We start from the raw sequence: 18952 nt of genomic DNA on the forward strand, positions 1-18952 counted from the left end.
GGGACGGCAGCTATGAGTATATTTGATCTGACAGGAAAAAAAGCAATTGTAACCGGCGGTTCCAGAGGACTTGGCCACGGAATGGCAGAAGGACTGCTGGAAGCTGGATGCGAAGTTGTAATTATAGGAATCAGAGAAACAATTAAAGACCGTGCAGATGAATTCAACCAAAAGGGATTCAAGTGCACGGGAGTACAGGCAGATCTGGGAGATGAAATAGCATTAAAAGAAGCTTTTCAGGAATCGCTGGCAGCACTTGGCGGACATCTGGATATTCTGGTAACCGCACATGGTGTACAGAGCAGACATCCATCGGAAGAATTTCCGATGGAGGACTGGAAAAGAGTGCTGGATGTGAATCTGACTGCAGTATTTGAATTGTGTCAGCTGGCGGCAAAACAGTTCATGGCACAGGAGAGCAAAGGAAAGATTATTACAGTAGCATCGATGCTGTCATTCTTTGGCGGATATACGGTACCTGCATATGCGGCATCCAAAGGCGGTGTGGCTCAGATTACCAAAGCATTCTGCAATGAATGGGCAGAAAAAGGAATTAATGTAAATTCCATTGCACCGGGATATATGGCGACTGAAATGAATACAGCACTTCTGGATCCAAACAATCCGAGAAAAGAAGCCATCACAAACCGCATTCCTGCAAAGCGTTGGGGAACAGCGGAAGATATGAAAGGTCCTTGTGTATTCCTGGCATCGGATGCATCTGACTATCTAAACGGAGCAGTCATTCCGGTGGATGGAGGATATCTCGTGAGGTAGAGACAGAACATATAGAGAAAGTAAAGACATTGAATGAAAGATAATAGAAAAATATGACATAATCGGAGGAACAGACATGAAAGTAATTATTACAGACTGTGATCATGACAGTATTGATATTGAAAAGAAAGTATTTGCAGATGCAGGAATGGAAGTAGAACTGAAACAGGCAATCACAGAGGATGAGGTGATTGAGCAGTGCCAGGACGCGGAGATATTTATTGTACAGTATGCAAAGATTACAAAGAAAGTAATGGATAACTGTCCGAAATTAAAATATGTTGTCCGTTATGGTGTTGGAGTAGATACGATTGATGTACCGGAGGCTACGAAGCATGGTATTCAGGTAGGAAATGTACCGGACTATGGAATGAACGAAGTGGCAGATCACGCAATTGCACTGGCCATGGTAATGGTAAGAGAAGTTGTAAAAATGAATCAGTTTACAAAGAATGAAAAATGGGATTATACAAAAGCAATTCCAATCCACAGATTCAGCGAACTGACAGTTGGAGTTGTAGGACTTGGAAGAATTGGGCGTAATTTTGCAAAGAAAATGCATGCACTTGGTTTTAAAGTAATCGGAACAGATCCATATTTTAAAGCGACACCAGAGACGGATGAATATGTGACAGCAGTTTCTGTAGAGGATATTATTACAAAATCAGATATTATTTCCTTACATTGTCCGGCAGATGGAAATAAAGATTTATTCAATGCAGAGACATTTAAGAAGATGAAGAATTCAGCAGTGCTAATCAATGTGGCACGTGGAGGAATCATTAATGAAGCAGATTTGGATGAGGCGTTGAGCAATGGAGAAATTGCAGGAGCAGGACTTGACTGTATGCTTGGAGAGCCGGTAAGTAAAGATTCACCATTGTTTAAGCATGAAAATCTGGTTGTAACACCTCATATGGCTTGGTATTCGGAAGAAGCAGCAAGTGAACTGAAGAGAAAGGTTGCAGAAGAATCTGTAAGATTTTCCAATGGTGAAGCAATTCACTACCCGATCAATAAACTGGCATAGGAGGTAGAAGACATGGTAGAAGAATTATTGAAACAGATTGAATGTATGGGGATTCTTCCGGTTATCAAACTGAATGATGCAAAGGATGCGGTCCCGCTTGCAAAAGCATTGTGTGAAGGAGGACTTCCATGTGCAGAAGTTACATTCCGTACAGACGCAGCAAAAGAATCTATTGCGGAAATGACGAAAGCTTATCCGGAGATGCTGGTAGGAGCCGGAACTGTATTGAATACAGATCAGGTAGATGCAGCTGTAGAAGCAGGGGCGAAATTCATCGTAAGCCCTGGACTGAATCCGGACACAGTTGAGTATTGTGTGAAGAAAGGGATTCCGATTCTTCCAGGATGCTCCAGCCCAAGTGATATTGAGCAGGCAATCAAATATGGATTGAATGTGGTGAAATTCTTCCCGGCAGAGGCAGCAGGCGGATTGAAAGCAATCAAAGCCATGGCAGCACCTTATAGTCAGATCCGTTTTATGCCGACTGGTGGAATCAATCCATCCAATGTCAGCGATTATCTTGCGGAAGATAAAATTCTGGCATGTGGAGGAACCTGGATGGTTCCTGCGGCAGAGATAGAGGCGGGAAATTTTGATAAGATTAGAGAATTGACAGAAGAAGCGGTTAGAAGCATGCTCGGATTCAGACTTGCACATGTAGGAATTAACTGTGAGAATGAATCGGAGGCTCATCTAGTAGCAGGAGCATTTGATACAATGTTTGGATTTGCGCCAAATGAAAATCCGAGTTCTATCTTTTCAGCAGGATATGTAGAGACAATGAAAAAACCATATCTTGGAACAAAAGGACATATTGCAATTGCAACATATTCTGTAGAACTGGCGAAAGCATATCTGGAAAGAAAAGGTGTCAAGTTTAATGAAGATAGCACCGTTTACCGGCCGGACGGAAAGATACAGGCAGTTTATATGGCAGAAGAAGTGGGCGGATTTGCAATCCATCTGGTAAGAAAGCCGAAGGAAGCATAGAGGCATATTGCAGGAAAGGAAAGACGAAATGGGAAAGACAATATTATTTGGTGAACCAATGGCACTTTTGATCGCAGATACGACAGGACCATTAGAAGAAGTGGAACATTTTACAAGAGCAATGTCAGGGGCAGAAGTGAATGTATCGATTGGATTATCGAGACTTGGACATCCGGTAGAATATCTCACCAGACTTGGTGACGATCCATTTGGACATTATATTGCAAATGCATTAAAAAAGAATGAGATAGGGACTTCTCTGGTTACATATGATGATGTGTACAGAACCGGAATCCAGTTAAAGAACCGTGTGACAGACGGAAGTGATCCATATGCGCCATATTACAGGAAAGGGTCAGCGGCATCGCATATTACGGTGAGTGAGGTTGATGCGATTGATCTGACTGATGTAGAACTGGTTCATGTGACTGGAATTCCACCGGCACTTTCGCAAAGTGCAAGAAAAGCAACTTTTCGCTTAATGGACAGAGCAAAGGAGGCTGGAATATTTATTACATTTGATCCAAATCTCAGACCGGTGTTGTGGGAAGATGAAGAGACGATGTGTACTGTGCTCAACCAGTTGGCGGCGAAGGCAGATGTAGTACTTCCGGGAATTGGTGAGTGCAAGATATTAGCAGGAACAGAAGACAAGAAAGAAGCAGCAGATTTTTATCAGAAGCTGGGTGTGAAAACAGTGATTATCAAAGATGGATCGAAAGGTGCCTATGTGCAGACTGCAAACGAGAATTACGATGTAGCAGGCTATAAGGTAGAGAAAGTTGTAGATACCGTTGGAGCCGGTGATGGATTTGCAGTCGGAGTTTTAAGTGGAATTCTGGAACGATTGAATCTGAAGGACAGTGTAAAAAGAGGAAATGCGATTGGAGCAATTCAGGTAATGAATATCGGAGATAACGAAGGACTTCCGACACCGGAAAAATTAAAAGCATTTCAGGAAAATAACTAGATAGAAATTATGGATATTGGATAGGAGATTACTTCTAAAAACAAAGCCTGGCTTTGATGCCACGGGCTTTGTTTTTTGTACAACTATTTGTAAAAATAAAAAAACAATAAGAGATGTATCATGATCTGAGGCAAAGAGGGGCGCGGATTCCGCAGGATTTATTTATTGTTGGATTTGATAATCATAATGTAAAGTTAGACAGTGAATGCTATCTTACTTCAATACAGCATTCACGACGAAAACTTGGAAAACTATTATAAAAATATAAGGGAAAATAAGGATTTTACTTTTTTGGACAGAATGGATATGTTAAAATAACTTGAAGAGTGAAATCTTAGATAAAGAGGTATGAGATGTGTAATTCTCATACCTCTTTTTTAAGACAAAGGAAAAAGAGGAGGAAAATGAACTATGGAAAGTCATAAGATTATCCAGGTAGAAGAAAAAGTACCATTGAAACTATTGCTGCCACTTAGTATCCAGCATATGTTTGCGATGTTTGGGGCATCGGTGCTGGTTCCGTTCATATTCGGAATCAATCCAGCGATCGTACTTTTTATGAACGGTGTGGGAACGCTGATCTTTATCGTGGTGACAAAAGCGAAGTCACCGGCGTATCTAGGATCCAGCTTTGCATTCCTTGCACCGGCTGGTGTTGTGATCAGTAAGATGGGGTATCCGTATGCACTGGGAGGATTTGTAGCAGTTGGATTCTGCGGATGTATCCTGTCCTTTATTATTTACAAATGTGGAACGAAGTGGATCGATATTGTGCTTCCACCGGCAGCTATGGGGCCGGTTGTTGCGCTGATCGGACTGGAATTATCAAGTTCTGCCGCAAGTAACGCAGGCTTATTGGAGGATAAGATCGATCCAAAGAATGTACTTGTATTTGCAGTGACGCTGGGGGTTGCGGTATTTGGAAATATTTTATTCAGAGGATTTTTATCAGTTATCCCGATCCTGATTGCAGTAGTCGCAGGATATCTGACAGCGTTGGCATGCGGAATCCTGGATTTTACACAGGTAGTAGAAGCTTCATGGTTTGCAATCCCGAATTTTCAGGCGCCAAAGTTCGATATGGGTGCAATCCTTATGATCCTTCCGGTACTGTTGGTTATCACATCCGAGCATATCGGACATCAGGTTGTAACAAGCAAAATTATCGGAAGAGATTTGTTAACAGACCCGGGACTTCACAGATCCCTGTTCGGGGATAATTTCTCGACAATGGTATCCGGACTGATCGGATCAGTACCGACAACTACGTATGGAGAAAATATCGGAGTTATGGCAGTGACAAAAGTATACAGCGTTCGTGTAATCGGCGGGGCTGCAGTCCTGTCTATTATCTGTTCATTTGTTGGGAAATTGTCGATGATGATCCAGACAATTCCGGGACCGGTTATCGGAGGAATCTCGTTCCTTTTATATGGTATGATCGGAGCATCGGGTCTTCGTATTCTGGTAGACTCCAGAGTAGATTATGGAAGATCCAGAAACCTGATGCTAACATCCATTGTATTTGTAACCGGTCTGTCCGGAATATCTGTGAATATCGGAACCGTGTCATTAACAGGAATGGTTCTGGCATGTGTTGTTGCCATGGCACTTAGCCTGATATTCTATATCTTAGATAAATTAAAGCTTACCAATGATCGGAAAGCGTAAGGTATTCTTTAAGAAAGTGTAATATAAAAATTACCCGTTTCACAAAAATCAGTGAGACGGGTAATTTTTATGTAGAACCTTTCTTGAGAATATGATGGTATCTTGGTATAATACCATTAAGAAGAGACGGAAATGGAGACAGGAATATGGGAAATGAAATGAATGAACTCAGATATCTGGATCTGAAGAATGCATTATGTGAAAAAATATATGAAGGCATATATAAGGATGGAAAAAAGATTCCATCGGAGAGACAGTTATCTACAGACTATGAAGTGAGCCGTATTACGGTGAGAAAAACACTGGAGCTTATGGAAAAGGAAAATCTGATTGTCCGCGAAGTGGGAAATGGAACACGGGTGACATTGAAAAATTATGGAAATGCAAATCCTTTGGATGTTGTGGCGCTTACGGCACCATCGAGGAATCCTTTTTTTGCAAATTTTATTGCAGAATTTCAAAAGCAGGCATGGGAAAAAAATACATTATTACTATATGTAGAGGTACCGGAAAGAGCAACGTTGGAAGATTGTCTGTACCGTTTGTATACGAGAAATATCAGAAACGTGGTAGTATGGCAGGATGACCAGACAGTAGACAGAGAGAAACTTTTGCGTTTGCGGAGTATTGGAATGAATATGGTCTTTTTTGATGCAGATGATGCACTGCCGTATGCAGATGCTGTGTTTCTGGACAATGTAGATGCCGTGAAGAGCCTGTTGAAAAGCGTAGAATTTCCGGGAGAAAATTATCTGTATGTGGGATGGGATAACCGGAGCATCAGTAATGTAAGAAAAAGGGAAGCTGCATTTACGGAGAATTGTCCGGATGGCGGTGTGGTAAGAATACCATGGAGAAGAGACAGGAAAATCGAAGAAGAATCGGTAAAACGAGTAAAAGAAGAGATTCAGAAGATGCCACAGGGGATGATCGTCTGTGGGGCAGGTGAGATTGCACAGCGAATATCGGAATCCTTATGGGAGATGATGAGTCAGGAGAAAAAATATATCATCGGTACGATCGATGATTTCGATGGATCGGATCGCTATCCGGTAAAGGTATGTGTGCAAAATCTTAGAGAGTCGGCAAGAAAGATATATCAGAGATTAGAAGAACAGTCAGAACTCGGAAGCGGTTGGAAAGCAGAGAGCTATCTCATCAGAGGGAAAATCATAAAATAAAGAGTTCACAAATATAGTTCATGAAAAAGAAAAGGATTTGATAGATGATTTTGGAGAAATATGAGACCTCGATCTAAGAAATAAAACGGCAAAATTATCTTGACAATTTTAGCCTTGTGGATGATAATATAAGTACATTATTAAAAGATTTAATAAAGTCTAGGAGGAACGGTTTCATGGATGGAAAAATGAAAGTTGCAGTGATGAACGGAATTGGGAAAATGGGCTTTGAAGAACGTGATATCCCAACACCAAAGGCAGGCGAAGTATTAGTAAAACTGGATTATGTAGGAATCTGCGGTTCCGATCTTCATTATTATGAGACAGGGGCAATCGGAGATTATGTGGTTGAGCCTCCATTTGTACTGGGACATGAACCTGGGGGCGTTGTGGTAGAAGTAGGAGAAGATGTAACACATCTGAAAGTTGGCGACAGAGTTGCACTGGAACCGGGAAAAACCTGCGGACACTGTGAATTCTGTAAGGAAGGAAAATATAATCTGTGTCCGGATGTTGTATTCTTTGCAACACCACCGGTTGATGGAGTATTTCAGGAGTATGTAGCACATGAGGCAGGACTTTGCTTCAAACTGCCAGATAATGTAAGCACATTGGAAGGAGCTTTGATCGAACCTCTGGCTGTTGGATTCCATGCAGCAATCCAGGGCGATGCACATCTTGGACAGAAAGCAGTTGTTATGGGAGCCGGATGTATCGGACTTGTATCACTGATGGCATTAAAAGCAAGAGGTGTATCAGAAGTATACGTTGTTGATATCATGGATAAGCGTCTGGAAAAAGCAATGGAACTTGGAGCAACTGGTGTCATTAACGGAGCAAAAGAAGATGTGATCGCAAAAGTGAGAGAACTGACAGGCGGTCTTGGAACAGATATTGTAATCGAGACAGCAGGTACACAGATTACAACGTCACAGGCTATACATATTGCGAAGAAGGGATCTACAATTGTTCTGGTTGGATACAGCAAAACAGGAGAACTTACACTTCCTGTAAGTCTTGCACTGGATAAAGAACTGACATTCAAGACAGTATTCCGTTATCGTCATATTTATCCACTTGCAATCGATGCGGTTGCTTCCGGAAAAGTGAATCTTAAGGGAATCGTTACAGACATCTTCCCATTAGATGAAGCACAGAAAGCTATGGATTACAGTGTGAATAATAAAGCAGATATTGTAAAAGCAGTGATTCAGATCAATCCGGATGCTGAAGCGTAGATCATATCAGCAGAAAACATCAGTTTATATGCGAAAGTTATTGGTGTAAAGAAAAAAGAATATAAAAACCAGAAAAAGCCACACAATGCTATTGACATTGTGTGGCTTTTTTAGTATTATCAACTTAAAAACAACAAGAAACAAGATAAAACAAAGAAAAACAAAGATTTAACAAACACAAAAACACAATAGAACAGAACACGAATTCAGGTAAAAGGAGGAGTGAGAGAGATAGTCATGATAGCAATAGAAAGGCGAAACGGTATATTGGAAAAACTACAGGAAGATAAGAAAGTTGTTGTCGGAGAACTCAGCCAGTTATATAAAGTATCTGAAGAGACGATTCGAAGAGATCTGGAACGTTTGGAAAAAGAAGGTTTATGTACAAAGAGTTATGGCGGGGCTGTGCTCAATGAGAATAACAATGTGGAGATGCCGTTCAACGTCAGAAAGAAAAGCAATGCAACAGGAAAACAGAAAATTGCAGAGTTGATAGCCGGTATGGTAGAAGACGGAGAACACATTTTACTGGATGCAAGTACCACTGCCGTATACATTGCAAAAGCACTGAAGAGTAAGAGAAATCTTACAGTCGTTACCAATTCTATAGAAGTTCTGATAGAGGTATCAGATATGACGGACTGGAATGTGATTTCTCTTGGAGGAAGTTTAAAAGAAGGATTTCTCGCAGCCATCGGAGCAGCAACAATCGCAGGAGTGAAAGAATATAAAGTGGAAAAATCCATCGCATCCTGCAAAGCATTTGACCCGGAGGAAGGATTTTATGATACCGGAGATGAGTTTGCAAGAACCAAACGGGCGATGATTGAACGTGGAGATGTGAAGATTATGGCGATCGATTCTACCAAATTTGAAAAATCTGCATTTGCCAAAGTGATGGACACAGAAGGTATAGATGTGATCATCACAGACAGAAAACCACAGAAGGCAGTATTGAAATCTTGTGAAGAAAAGGGAATTAAATGTATATACTCGGAAAAATAGAGAAGTTTCTTCTATATTAATATGAACACTGTAAATAATTTAAAAGAATATCAGGAGGATAAAGAAAATGGCATTAGTTACTTCAAAAGAAATGTTAACAAAAGCAAGGAAAGGTGGATATGCAGTAGGAGCATTCAACGCAGAGAATATGGAGATGGTCAAAGCAATTATTGCAGCAGCAGAAGAATTGAAAGCGCCTGTTATGATCCAGACCACCCCTTCTACTGTAAAATACGGAACAAGTGCTACATATGCAGCGATTGTAAAAGCAGAAGCTGAGAAAGCAAGCGTACCGGTATGCATGCACTTGGATCACGGCAGCAGTTATGAACTTGCAGAAGAATGTATCGGAAACGGATATACATCTGTTATGATCGACGGATCAAAAGAAGATTTTGAAAATAACATTGCCGTTTCCAAAAAAGTCGTAGAAATGGCACATGCAAAAGGTATTCCGGTAGAAGCCGAACTTGGAAAAGTCGGTGGAAAAGAAGATGACCTGGTAGCAGAAGCTGATACAAATACAGATGTAAATGAAGCCGTTGAATTCGTAGAAAGAACAGGCGTTGATTCACTGGCAATCGCAATCGGAACTGCACATGGATTCTATGTAGGAACTCCGGTACTTGATAAAGAACGTCTTTCTGAAATTGCAAAAGTAGTATCTATTCCACTTGTACTTCACGGAGCATCCGGAATCAGCGATGAAGATGTTGCAGACTGTGTAAGCCGTGGAATTTCAAAAGTAAACTTCGCAACAGAGCTTCGTGTAGCATTTACAGATGCATGCAAAAAATTATATGTAGAAAAACCAGAGACATTTGATCCAAAGGCATACGGAAAAGTTGGTATGGCAGCAGTCAAAGAACTGGTTATGAACCGTATGAGAGTATGCGGATGTGATGGAAAGGCAGAATAATCCCTGTCTGGAAAGTGCGAAAAGGAGGTTCCTATGCGGGAATTATTATTGGGAGTCGATATCGGAACCAGCGCCTGCAAGGTTGCGGTATTCAATAGAGAAGGAGAGGTAATCGCCAGTGGAAATGGTGGTTATCAGGTATATTATCCACATCCGGGATGGGCAGAACAGAATCCGGATGAATGGTGGAGCGCTGTATGCAGCGCGATTGGAGATGTCCTGAAAAAGGGCAATGTTAAGCCGGAAGAAATCAAAGGAATCGGAGTGGATGGACAGAGTTGGTCGGCTATTCCAATTGATAAAGATGGAAATGTATTAACGAATACACCAATCTGGATGGATACCAGAGCGCAGTCGATCTGTGACAGATTAAATGTAGAGATTGGTGCAGATAACATTTTCCAGGTGGCAGGAAATTCCATGCAGCCATCCTATTCTACAGCAAAGATTCTGTGGTATAAGGAAAATATGCCGGAGGTATATGCGAATACATACAAGATCTTACAGTCCAACGCATTCATTGTATACCGTTTTACAGGAATCTGTTCACAGGATAAATCTCAAGGATATGGTCTCCACTGCTTTGATATGAGAACTGGTACATGGAATATGGAGATGTGTAAGAAGCTTGGGATACCGGAAAGTTTTCTGTCAGACATTTACGAATGTTCGGAAATCGTAGGCGGAGTCAGTGAAAAAGCTGCAAAAGAGACCGGACTTTTAGAAGGAACACCGGTTGTTGCCGGAGCACTGGATGCGGCTTGCGGAACACTTGGTTCCGGAGTAATCCATCCGGGAGAGACACAGGAACAGGGCGGTCAAGCAGGTGGAATGAGTATCTGTCTGGATGAGTATGCTGCGGATCCAAGACTGATCCTGAGTTATCATGCAGTTCCGAATCAGTGGATCTTACAGGGCGGAACCGTCGGAGGCGGCGGAGTTATGCGCTGGATCGAGAAGGAACTTGGGGATTATGAGAGAAGTATCGCAAAAGAATGTGGAAAATCTTCGTTAGTTCAGTTCAATGAGCTGGCAGAGAAGGTACCTGCAGGAAGTGACGGACTGATTTTCCTTCCATATATGTCAGGAGAACGTTCACCAATCTGGGATCCGAACGCCAAGGGTGTGTATTACGGACTGGACTTTAGTAAGACAAAAGGACATCTGATCCGTGCAGCAATGGAAGGTGTGGCATATTCATTGAAGCACAACCTGGATATTGGAGAACAGACAGGAGCAAAAGTAGAAGAACTGCTCGCAATGGGTGGATCTGCAAACTCTCTTCTTTGGACACAGATCAAATGTGACGTAACAGGAAAACCAATCACCGTACCATCTTCCGATACAGCGACTACACTTGGTGCAGTTATGCTTGCCGGAGTCGGAATCGGAATGTATAAAGATTTTGAAGAAGCTGTAAAGATTACAGTGAAAAAGACTCGCCATCACGAGCCTGATATGGAAAAACATGCAATTTACCAGAAGAATTATGAGACCTATCTGGAAATCTATGAGAACTTAAAAGAGACCATGAAGAAAACAGGAGGAATGTAAAAGTGAAAGCAGGAGTCGTACACGCAAGAGAAGATATCAGATATGAAGAAATCGAGAAACCAGTACCAAAAAAAGGCCAGGTACTGATCAAAGTAAAATATACAGGAATCTGTGGATCAGATATTCCACGTGTCAATGGGGATGCATGCCATTTCTTCCCTAATGTACTGGGACATGAGTTCTCAGGAACAGTAGAAGAAGTAGGAGAAGGCGTAACATCTGTAAAACCAGGTGACAGAGTTGCAGGTGTACCACTTGTACCATGTATGGAATGTGAAGACTGTCAGAAGGGTAACTACTCTCTGTGTAAACATTATAGCTTCATTGGTTCCAGAGAATTCGGAAGCTTTGCAGAGTATGTGGTTGTTCCTGAAAAGAATGCTGTAAAATTCGAAGACAGCGTAAGCTTCGAACAAGGTGCATTCTTTGAGCCGGCAACAGTAGCACTTCATGGACTGGAAAGAGTAGACTTCAAAGGTGGAAAGACAGTAGCCATCCTTGGAGGCGGAACCATCGGAATGTTCGTTATGCAGTGGGCTAAGATCTTCGGAGCAAAAGAAGTTGTTGTATTTGATATCTCTGATGAACGTCTGGAATTAGGAAAACGTCTCGGAGCAACGGCCGGAATCAATACATTGGAAGAAGACTTCATGGATAAAGCTATGGCACTTACAGGTGGCAAAGGCTATGATTATGTGTATGAGACAGCAGGAAATTCTATCACAATTAAGATGGCATTCCAGTTAGCTGCCAACAAAGCACAGGTATGCTGCGTTGGAACTCCTACAAAAGAAGTTACCTTCTCTGTAAAAGAGTGGGAGAACTTAAACCGTAAAGAATTTATCCTGACAGGATCATGGATGTCATACAGTGCACCATTCCCGGGACATGAATGGGAATTAGTAGCACACTACTTCAAGACAGGAGAACTGAAGTTTGACGATTCCTTCATCTTCAAGAAGATTCCGCTTAGCGAAATCGCAAGTGCATTTGAGATGTACAAGACAAGAGGACTGGTAAAAGGTAAGATCTTAATCGACAGCGAAGCATAGGAGGCAAAGTGCGATGATATTAACCGTTACGTTGAATGCAGCGATTGATAAAAGATATGTAGTAAAAGAATTCCAGGTAGGAGAAGTTAACCGTGTAGCAGAGTGTACTTATACACCTGGTGGAAAAGGACTGAATGTATCAAAGCCTGCATCTATCGCAGGAGCAGAAGTGGTAGCAACCGGATTCGCAGGTGGACATGCAGGAAATTATATCGTAGATTCCCTGAAACCATTCGGCATCAAGAGTGAATTCTATCACATGGATGCAGAGAGCCGTTCCTGCATCAATATCTGGGACGAAAAGAACCATGTACAGACAGAATTCCTAGAGCCTGGATTTACCGTATCCGCAGAAGACTTTGAAGGATTCTGCGAAAAATTCAAGACATTAGTACCAAAAGCTGATGTAGTAGCAATGTCCGGAAGTGTACCAAAGGGACTGGACGGAACTGCTTATCAGAAACTGGTATCGATTGTAAAAGAGGCAGGTAAGAAGGTCATTCTTGATACGAGCGGAAAACTTCTGGAGATGGGTATCGAGGCAAAACCAACGATGGTAAAGCCGAACATTGATGAAATCCGTATGCTGACCGGAAGCCATTGTGATACCAGGGAAGAACTGATCGAAGCAGGAAAGAAGATCCATGAAGCCGGTATCGAGATCGTAGTCATCTCACTTGGAGCAGACGGATCACTCCTGATCTGCGAAGACGGGGTATATCAGGCAATCGTTCCAAGAATCGATGCGGTCAATACCGTAGGATGCGGAGACTCCATGATCGCAGGATTCGCACTCGGATTTGAAAGAGGCTTAAGTGTACAGGAGACATTAAAGCTTGCAAGTGCAATCTCAGCATCAGCAGCATTGAGAGAAGAAACCGGATTCTTCGTAAAAGAAGATATGGAACGTATACTGCCGCAGATTGAGATTAAGAAATTATAGTATTACAATATGCAGATATTCGTATGATTTGGATATTTTACATACCAAAGTATGCAAGAGAAGCTGCCAGTGGCAGGTTATCTGCATTATAAAGTTATGATAAAACGAGCAATATCGTATGAGAACTCTTCCGCTTAGAGATACGATATTGCTCTGTTTTTTTACTTCCAGTATTGTGAAACGTAAGACATTGCGTCTCCTTCTGACAATGTGTATTTTTCTATAAGCTTAGAAATGGTGTCTTCTTGTGAAATATGCAGTTCCTGGAAACTTTCAATTAGATTTTTGATTCCATGAATACGTTCAAGGTTTTGACCTTCAGCACGACCTTCGGCAAGTCCTTGTTGAGTTGCTTCTTCTCGCAGATATTTGCGAAATTCTTCTTCATCATATTCTTCTAAAATCACATCAATCACCTCCGCACGGTTTTTCCGAAGCACATTAGCCAGAATATCCGAATGGATGCATTCATCAACCGAGGATTCTATTGCTGTTTCAAAAGATTCTCCATTTGCAATATGTAAGCGGATTGTATCAATAAAAGTTGCATATTCTTTTAAAGTATTACATTGTTCCATGAGTTCGTGGTTATGACCAAGATTGATGTTGAGAACAACCGCAGTACATTCTAAAGCAGGCGTACAATTTTGAATTGGTTTCTCGTAGAGAGAACTTAATTTCAATTCCTGACGTTCTGGTTCATCCATTGTTCCATTGTAAAAGACGATGTATTGCGGGTAAGGAAGAGAAACGGCTGTTTCTGTATAAAGTTTATTTTTGAATGAATCCACATAAGTCCGATACAATGAAGCTAGATAGAATAGTCCGCGTAATGGAAGATTTGGGCTGAATGTACTCGGATGTTCATAAAGATTCATCATATTACTAATAATAAAAGATAAATCATTTTTCATACCCATATAAACAACATCGTCAATGGTTGTAATAATGAGATCGTCGGGATTGGTGTAGTGACTGTTGTTCAATGCATTATATAGCTTTAACAATTCAGCTTTGTCGTGAAAAATGAGCCGGAAAATTCTGTCTTTGTACTTCTTATTCAATTTGTAAAATGTCAAATATATTCCTCCTTAATTGTAACAAATATTTATTTACTATTCAATATAAAATAAAAATACAATCATAAACATCACCAACCTTAAACATATGTTGCTGTTAAAACAGACATATTAATAAAAAATGAAAAATTAGTTGAAACAACTAGAATGACTAGGAAAACCGTTTATAATAAAACGGTTTAATCAGAAAACGAAATATCATGAATGGATATAGTTATCTGTAAATGTAGCTACAGTATATAAGTTACAGAAAGAGAAGTCAATAAATGGAATAGAAAAGTGAAAAATCTGTGCAATATGCCATATGAAATTCATATTAGCATGTTATGATAAGAACAGAAAGAGGGGATAGCATGTACAAAATACTAATTGCAGATGACGAAAGAAAATTGCGAGAAACGATGAGAGATTATCTTGTGTCAAAAGGCTTTCAGATCGTTCTGGCACCGGATGGTGAAGCGGCGTTAACAGCAGCATTTGCACAGGCATTTGATCTGATTATTCTGGATGTGATGATGCCCGGGATAAATGGAATAGAAGCATGCAGGGAGATAAGAAGACAGCAGAATATTCCTGTGCTGTTTCTGTCGGCTCTGGGAGAGGAAGAAGATCTGCTCGCAGGATATGCAGTAGGAGCCGATGACTATATTGTAAAGCCATTTCCACTGTCAGTATTATCGCAGAAATCTATGGCAATAATCAGGAGAAGTAAAAGAGTAGATCAGGAACACAGACTGACGGGAAAGGGAATCGTGATAGATCTGATCCGTAAACAAGTATATGTAGAGGGGGAAGAAGTCTCATTTTCCAGTAAAGATTTCCGGCTGCTGGCATATCTGATGGAGAATAGGGATGTAGTACTGGAACGGGAAATCATACTGTCCAGAATCTGGGGATATGACTTTGAAGGAGATACAAGAGTTGTGGATACACATATCAAACGCATCAGAAAGCTTCTGGGAGATCATGCGGACTGCATTAAGACAGTGATTGGATCCGGATATGTATACAGGGAGGAGTAGCAGATGAGCAGAAAGAAGATGAATTTGTATCTGGTTGTGCTTCTTATAGTGATGTATCTGGCATGTCTGCTGGTGAGTTACAAATCTGCGGTTAATTATGTAGAAAGTGATTTCAGACAGAGTGTAAAAAGCGTAAAAGATTATTTTGAAAAAAACTACTGCCAGAGAGCGAATGAGGGAGAATATATATCACTGGAATCCATTACATATGATTTTTATACGGAGGCAGAACATAAGTATCCGTGGCAGGCAGCATTCGTAGATCCGGAAGTCAGAGTAAAAGAAAAGACAGGAAGCATGTTACTAGTGTACGAAGGTGCAGAGTATCAGGCAATACATCTGGACGATTATCTGACAAAGAAGCAGTGGGAGAAAATAGATAAACTCCGGGCGACAGTCGGACCGATTAATACCGTGCAGGTGAAGGAATTGGAATACTATATGAAGAAAGGAAAGGCAATTCCGGTTAAGCTGACCCTGGTAAACGGGATAAAACCCGAAAAAGTGCTTACACTAAAGTTATCAAATCATTCATCTACGAAATATGCATATAATGCAGTATATGAGCTTGATAAATATGAGAATAATACAGATACGAATCTTACAGACAAACAGAAAAAAGTGAAGCAGGAAGTCATGGAAAAGAGACAGAATGAATTAAAGCAGGATAAAAGATACCGGTATATGCAGATGTATCTGACCGATCTGGATAATGGTGGAAAACGAAGAGGTGTATATCAGAGTCTGTATCAGAGTCTGAACCGCTCCAATATCCGGAACCATATCGCAGGAAAACTGGCAACGGAGTACGAGTATTATGATCAGCATCATTATTGGTATACACAGAACCTGGAGATTAATGGAAATGTGTATACAATGTATCTGGCAGCTGCTTATGAAGAAAGAGTGGAAGTAATAGAATCTTCCGTTTTCCGGGGCGCCGTGGTTACGCAGAGTCTGCTGTTTCTGATTCTGGGAACAATGCTGCTAGGCCTTATGAATTATTTACATATCAAAAACAGAAAACTGGAAGAATCAAGGCAGATGCTTACAAGTGCTGTCGCACACGAACTAAAAACGCCGCTTGCCGTCATCCAGAACGAATGCGAGTGCATAATGGAAAATGTAGCACCAGAAAAAAATATGGATTATACCAGATCCGTGTATAACGAAACAAAACAGATGAACCGGCTGATCGTATCATTTTTACAATATAACCGTTTGCAGAAAATACAGCATCTGGAAAAAGTAAAATGTGATATGAGAGAAATCGTGCAGGAAGAAATAGAAAAATACGAAGATTTATTCGAGTCGGCCGGTGTTAAATGTAACGTATCAATGGAAGAGACAGAACAGATAAGGGGAAATAAAGAGTTATTGACACTGGTCATTGATAACTATCTTTCCAATGCATATAAATATACGGAAAGCGGAAGAACGATAACCGTAAAACTAACAAGAGAGAAAAAAGGATGTAGGTTTTGGGTGTGGAATGAAGGTGCCAGATTAGAAGAAGAGGATATAACACGGGTGTGGGATATCTTAAGCAGGCAGGATAAGTCAAGAAATAGAGAAAAAGGCTCAACCGGAATGGGATTACCAATCTGCCGAAGGATACTGGAACTGCATGGATTCGCATATGGCTGTGGGAATAAAGAGAATGGAGTGGAGTTCTGGTTCAGGACAAATTGAATAAAGAATCAAAAAGCAGAACACAAGGAGTATGTTGAAAAGATATATTTCTTGTGTTTTTTATACCAAAGTATGCAATAGAAGCTGCCAGTGGCAGGTTCTATGTATGCCAAAACATGCAAGAAAAGCTGACAGTTGCAAATGCGTCTGTAAGGAGCTGAATATATGGGTAGATATTATGCTAAAAGGAGCAAAATGACATATGAATGACATACGAATGTGTTACCTTTTGAATAACAAAAACAGGGAAGTTGTAAAAGAAAATAGTGAGGGAGGAAGCGTATGAGGAAGAAAAAACAATTGGCGGCCTTTATGTTACTTACTGCTATGTTATTAAATTTAACGGCATGTGTGAAAACACCGGAAGAAAATATCGTGACAGATAAATCGAAAGGATTATCAGAGGAAAATATTATTCCAAAAGAGAAGGATGGTAAAGAAAAACAGTTAAATATTCCAGAACATTGGAAAGAGACAATCACGAGAAAAGATGGATTCATTACTGTGGAGGCAGATGATGATATTTCCATTGGAAATATATATAATACACCGGTATACGCATATAAGATACGGAAAATGGATCGGAAGGTACTGGAAAATTTGTGCAGCTATTTTGCAGAAGGCTCATCTTTGTATGAAGATCCGGGGATGACAAAAGAAGAACTCATTGCAGAAAAAGAAAAAATGACAGCAGGCATAGGAAACTGGGGATCTTATGATGCAAATTATATGGCATCTATGGTTGGAAGTGTAGAAAATCTGATTAAAAATGCAGATGAAAAGAGAACGGAACCAAAAGAAATAAAAGCAGAATTAAGAATTCCGTTGAAGAACGGTATGGAATGGATCGGAAAGTCATGGTGTAATGCAACACATAAAAGAACATGGAATAACTGGTATTTTGAGACGGATAAAAATATTGGGTTTACTGCAAGAGTTGCAAAGGGAAGAAAAGTAGATCCGGTAATCAGAGCGATTAGTTACGATAATGAGATTGGGAGTACGACAGCATTTGCATATCGTCAGGGAACTTTTATTGATGAAAGAGAACTGAATCTGGAATGGGAACTTGAACATGCATTCCAATATGGAAATGAAGAATATCTAAGTTATTTATCGGAAAATATGGAACACGTAACGGATGAAAATTTTACAGAAAAAGATGCAGTGAAAATGGCAAAAAGTGTGTTAAAAGAATTATCTATTACAGAAATGGATGTCGGAGATTGCGTAAAGGCCATTGGAAATACAGACAGTGAGAGCTGGGCAGGGGTAGGAACCGATGATACACAGGTGAGCAGTGGATATGCAGTTTATTTTTCGGTGAAGGCAGGAGATGTAGTAGGTTATCCATTGACATTAGCTTCAAAACAATATGAGAATCTGGCAGAAACGGTATATGCTCCATCTTTTATAACCGAAGGTATCCGGATGATTGTTACGAAAGAAGGCATTCAGCTATTTGAATGGACAGATATTTCAAAGAAAACAGATGTAATAGCAGAAAACACAAAATTACTGACATTTGACGAGATTAAAGAAAAGCTGGCAGATCATTTGTTATATGCGCAGATTGCAAATCTTGGAGGAATCAGCCCAGAGGGGTTTGCTAATATTTATACAGTGAAAAATGTACAGCTTCGTGCTGCAAATATAAATGCATATAACAAACCAAAAAGATCGTGGCTGGTTCCGGTATGGGTATTTGATGTGGAAGGAAAAATGCAACATAAAACAGGAAAAGAAATTACAACGGAGAACATTGGCCCGGAAACAGTCGTGCTGAATGCAATTGATGGAGGTTTTATCCAGGTTCAGAGAAGGTGACA

General features: G+C 40.6%; 16 protein-coding genes. 15 read left to right on the forward strand and 1 reads right to left on the reverse strand.

The features are described from left to right. Window positions 1-12 precede the first annotated feature (12 nt). The 12 genes from GT508_RS07560 to pfkB all read left to right on the forward strand — a co-directional run bounded on the left by GT508_RS07560 (window position 13) and on the right by pfkB (window position 13330). The gene (locus GT508_RS07560; RefSeq protein WP_161143920.1) at window positions 13-777 is read left to right on the forward strand and encodes an SDR family oxidoreductase; all 765 of its coding nucleotides are present in this window, start codon (window positions 13-15) and stop codon (window positions 775-777) included. Between the two features lie 76 nt (window positions 778-853). After that, the gene (locus tag GT508_RS07565) at window positions 854-1807 is read left to right on the forward strand and encodes a C-terminal binding protein (protein WP_055214592.1); all 954 of its coding nucleotides are present in this window, start codon (window positions 854-856) and stop codon (window positions 1805-1807) included. Between the two features lie 12 nt (window positions 1808-1819). After that, entirely contained in the window at window positions 1820-2797 is a 978-nt protein-coding gene (gene eda, locus GT508_RS07570) for a bifunctional 4-hydroxy-2-oxoglutarate aldolase/2-dehydro-3-deoxy-phosphogluconate aldolase (RefSeq protein ID WP_161143921.1), read from the forward strand. 28 nt (window positions 2798-2825) lie between these two features. Beyond that, window positions 2826-3767, forward strand: coding sequence for a sugar kinase (locus tag GT508_RS07575; RefSeq protein ID WP_161143922.1), 942 nt, complete (start codon window positions 2826-2828; stop codon window positions 3765-3767). Between the two features lie 411 nt (window positions 3768-4178). Further along, the gene (gene uraA / locus GT508_RS07580) at window positions 4179-5438 is read left to right on the forward strand and encodes a uracil permease (protein WP_161143923.1); all 1260 of its coding nucleotides are present in this window, start codon (window positions 4179-4181) and stop codon (window positions 5436-5438) included. A 146-nt stretch (window positions 5439-5584) separates the two neighbouring features. Beyond that, window positions 5585-6619 (forward strand): GntR family transcriptional regulator, encoded by a 1035-nt coding sequence (locus GT508_RS07585; protein ID WP_028086379.1) that lies wholly within the window; start codon window positions 5585-5587, stop codon window positions 6617-6619. A 176-nt stretch (window positions 6620-6795) separates the two neighbouring features. After that, entirely contained in the window at window positions 6796-7857 is a 1062-nt protein-coding gene (locus tag GT508_RS07590) for an NAD(P)-dependent alcohol dehydrogenase (RefSeq protein WP_161143924.1), read from the forward strand. A 237-nt stretch (window positions 7858-8094) separates the two neighbouring features. Further along, on the forward strand, window positions 8095-8862 hold the full coding sequence (locus tag GT508_RS07595) for a DeoR/GlpR family DNA-binding transcription regulator (protein ID WP_161143925.1): 768 nt from the start codon (window positions 8095-8097) through the stop codon (window positions 8860-8862). Between the two features lie 67 nt (window positions 8863-8929). After that, window positions 8930-9781 carry a class II fructose-bisphosphate aldolase gene (locus tag GT508_RS07600; protein ID WP_161143926.1) on the forward strand — a complete coding sequence of 284 codons (852 nt, stop codon included), beginning with the start codon at window positions 8930-8932 and terminating at the stop codon, window positions 9779-9781. 33 nt (window positions 9782-9814) lie between these two features. Then, on the forward strand, window positions 9815-11335 hold the full coding sequence (xylB, locus tag GT508_RS07605) for a xylulokinase (RefSeq protein ID WP_161143927.1): 1521 nt from the start codon (window positions 9815-9817) through the stop codon (window positions 11333-11335). Between the two features lie 2 nt (window positions 11336-11337). Further along, window positions 11338-12387 (forward strand): galactitol-1-phosphate 5-dehydrogenase, encoded by a 1050-nt coding sequence (locus GT508_RS07610; RefSeq protein ID WP_161143928.1) that lies wholly within the window; start codon window positions 11338-11340, stop codon window positions 12385-12387. Between the two features lie 13 nt (window positions 12388-12400). Beyond that, window positions 12401-13330 (forward strand): 1-phosphofructokinase, encoded by a 930-nt coding sequence (pfkB, locus tag GT508_RS07615; protein WP_161143929.1) that lies wholly within the window; start codon window positions 12401-12403, stop codon window positions 13328-13330. A gap of 161 nt (window positions 13331-13491) precedes the next feature. Here pfkB and GT508_RS07620 read toward each other — a convergent pair whose 3' ends face one another. Further along, window positions 13492-14409, reverse strand: coding sequence for a hypothetical protein (locus GT508_RS07620; RefSeq protein WP_161143930.1), 918 nt, complete (start codon window positions 14407-14409; stop codon window positions 13492-13494). 353 nt (window positions 14410-14762) lie between these two features. Between GT508_RS07620 and GT508_RS07625 the strand changes: the two genes are divergently transcribed. The 3 genes from GT508_RS07625 to GT508_RS07635 all read left to right on the forward strand — a co-directional run bounded on the left by GT508_RS07625 (window position 14763) and on the right by GT508_RS07635 (window position 18950). Next, window positions 14763-15431 carry a response regulator transcription factor gene (locus tag GT508_RS07625; RefSeq protein ID WP_161143931.1) on the forward strand — a complete coding sequence of 223 codons (669 nt, stop codon included), beginning with the start codon at window positions 14763-14765 and terminating at the stop codon, window positions 15429-15431. Between the two features lie 3 nt (window positions 15432-15434). Next, a complete protein-coding gene (locus GT508_RS07630) occupies window positions 15435-17123 on the forward strand; it encodes a sensor histidine kinase (protein WP_161143932.1) in 1689 nt (562 codons plus the stop codon). Between the two features lie 282 nt (window positions 17124-17405). Beyond that, window positions 17406-18950: a DUF6034 family protein gene (locus GT508_RS07635; protein WP_161143933.1), complete on the forward strand. Its 1545-nt coding sequence runs from the start codon at window positions 17406-17408 to the stop codon at window positions 18948-18950. The last annotated feature ends 2 nt before the right edge of the window (window positions 18951-18952 follow it).

Source organism: Dorea sp. BIOML-A1 (genome assembly GCF_009875615.1).
Lineage (GTDB): Bacteria > Bacillota > Clostridia > Lachnospirales > Lachnospiraceae > Dorea_A > Dorea_A amylophila.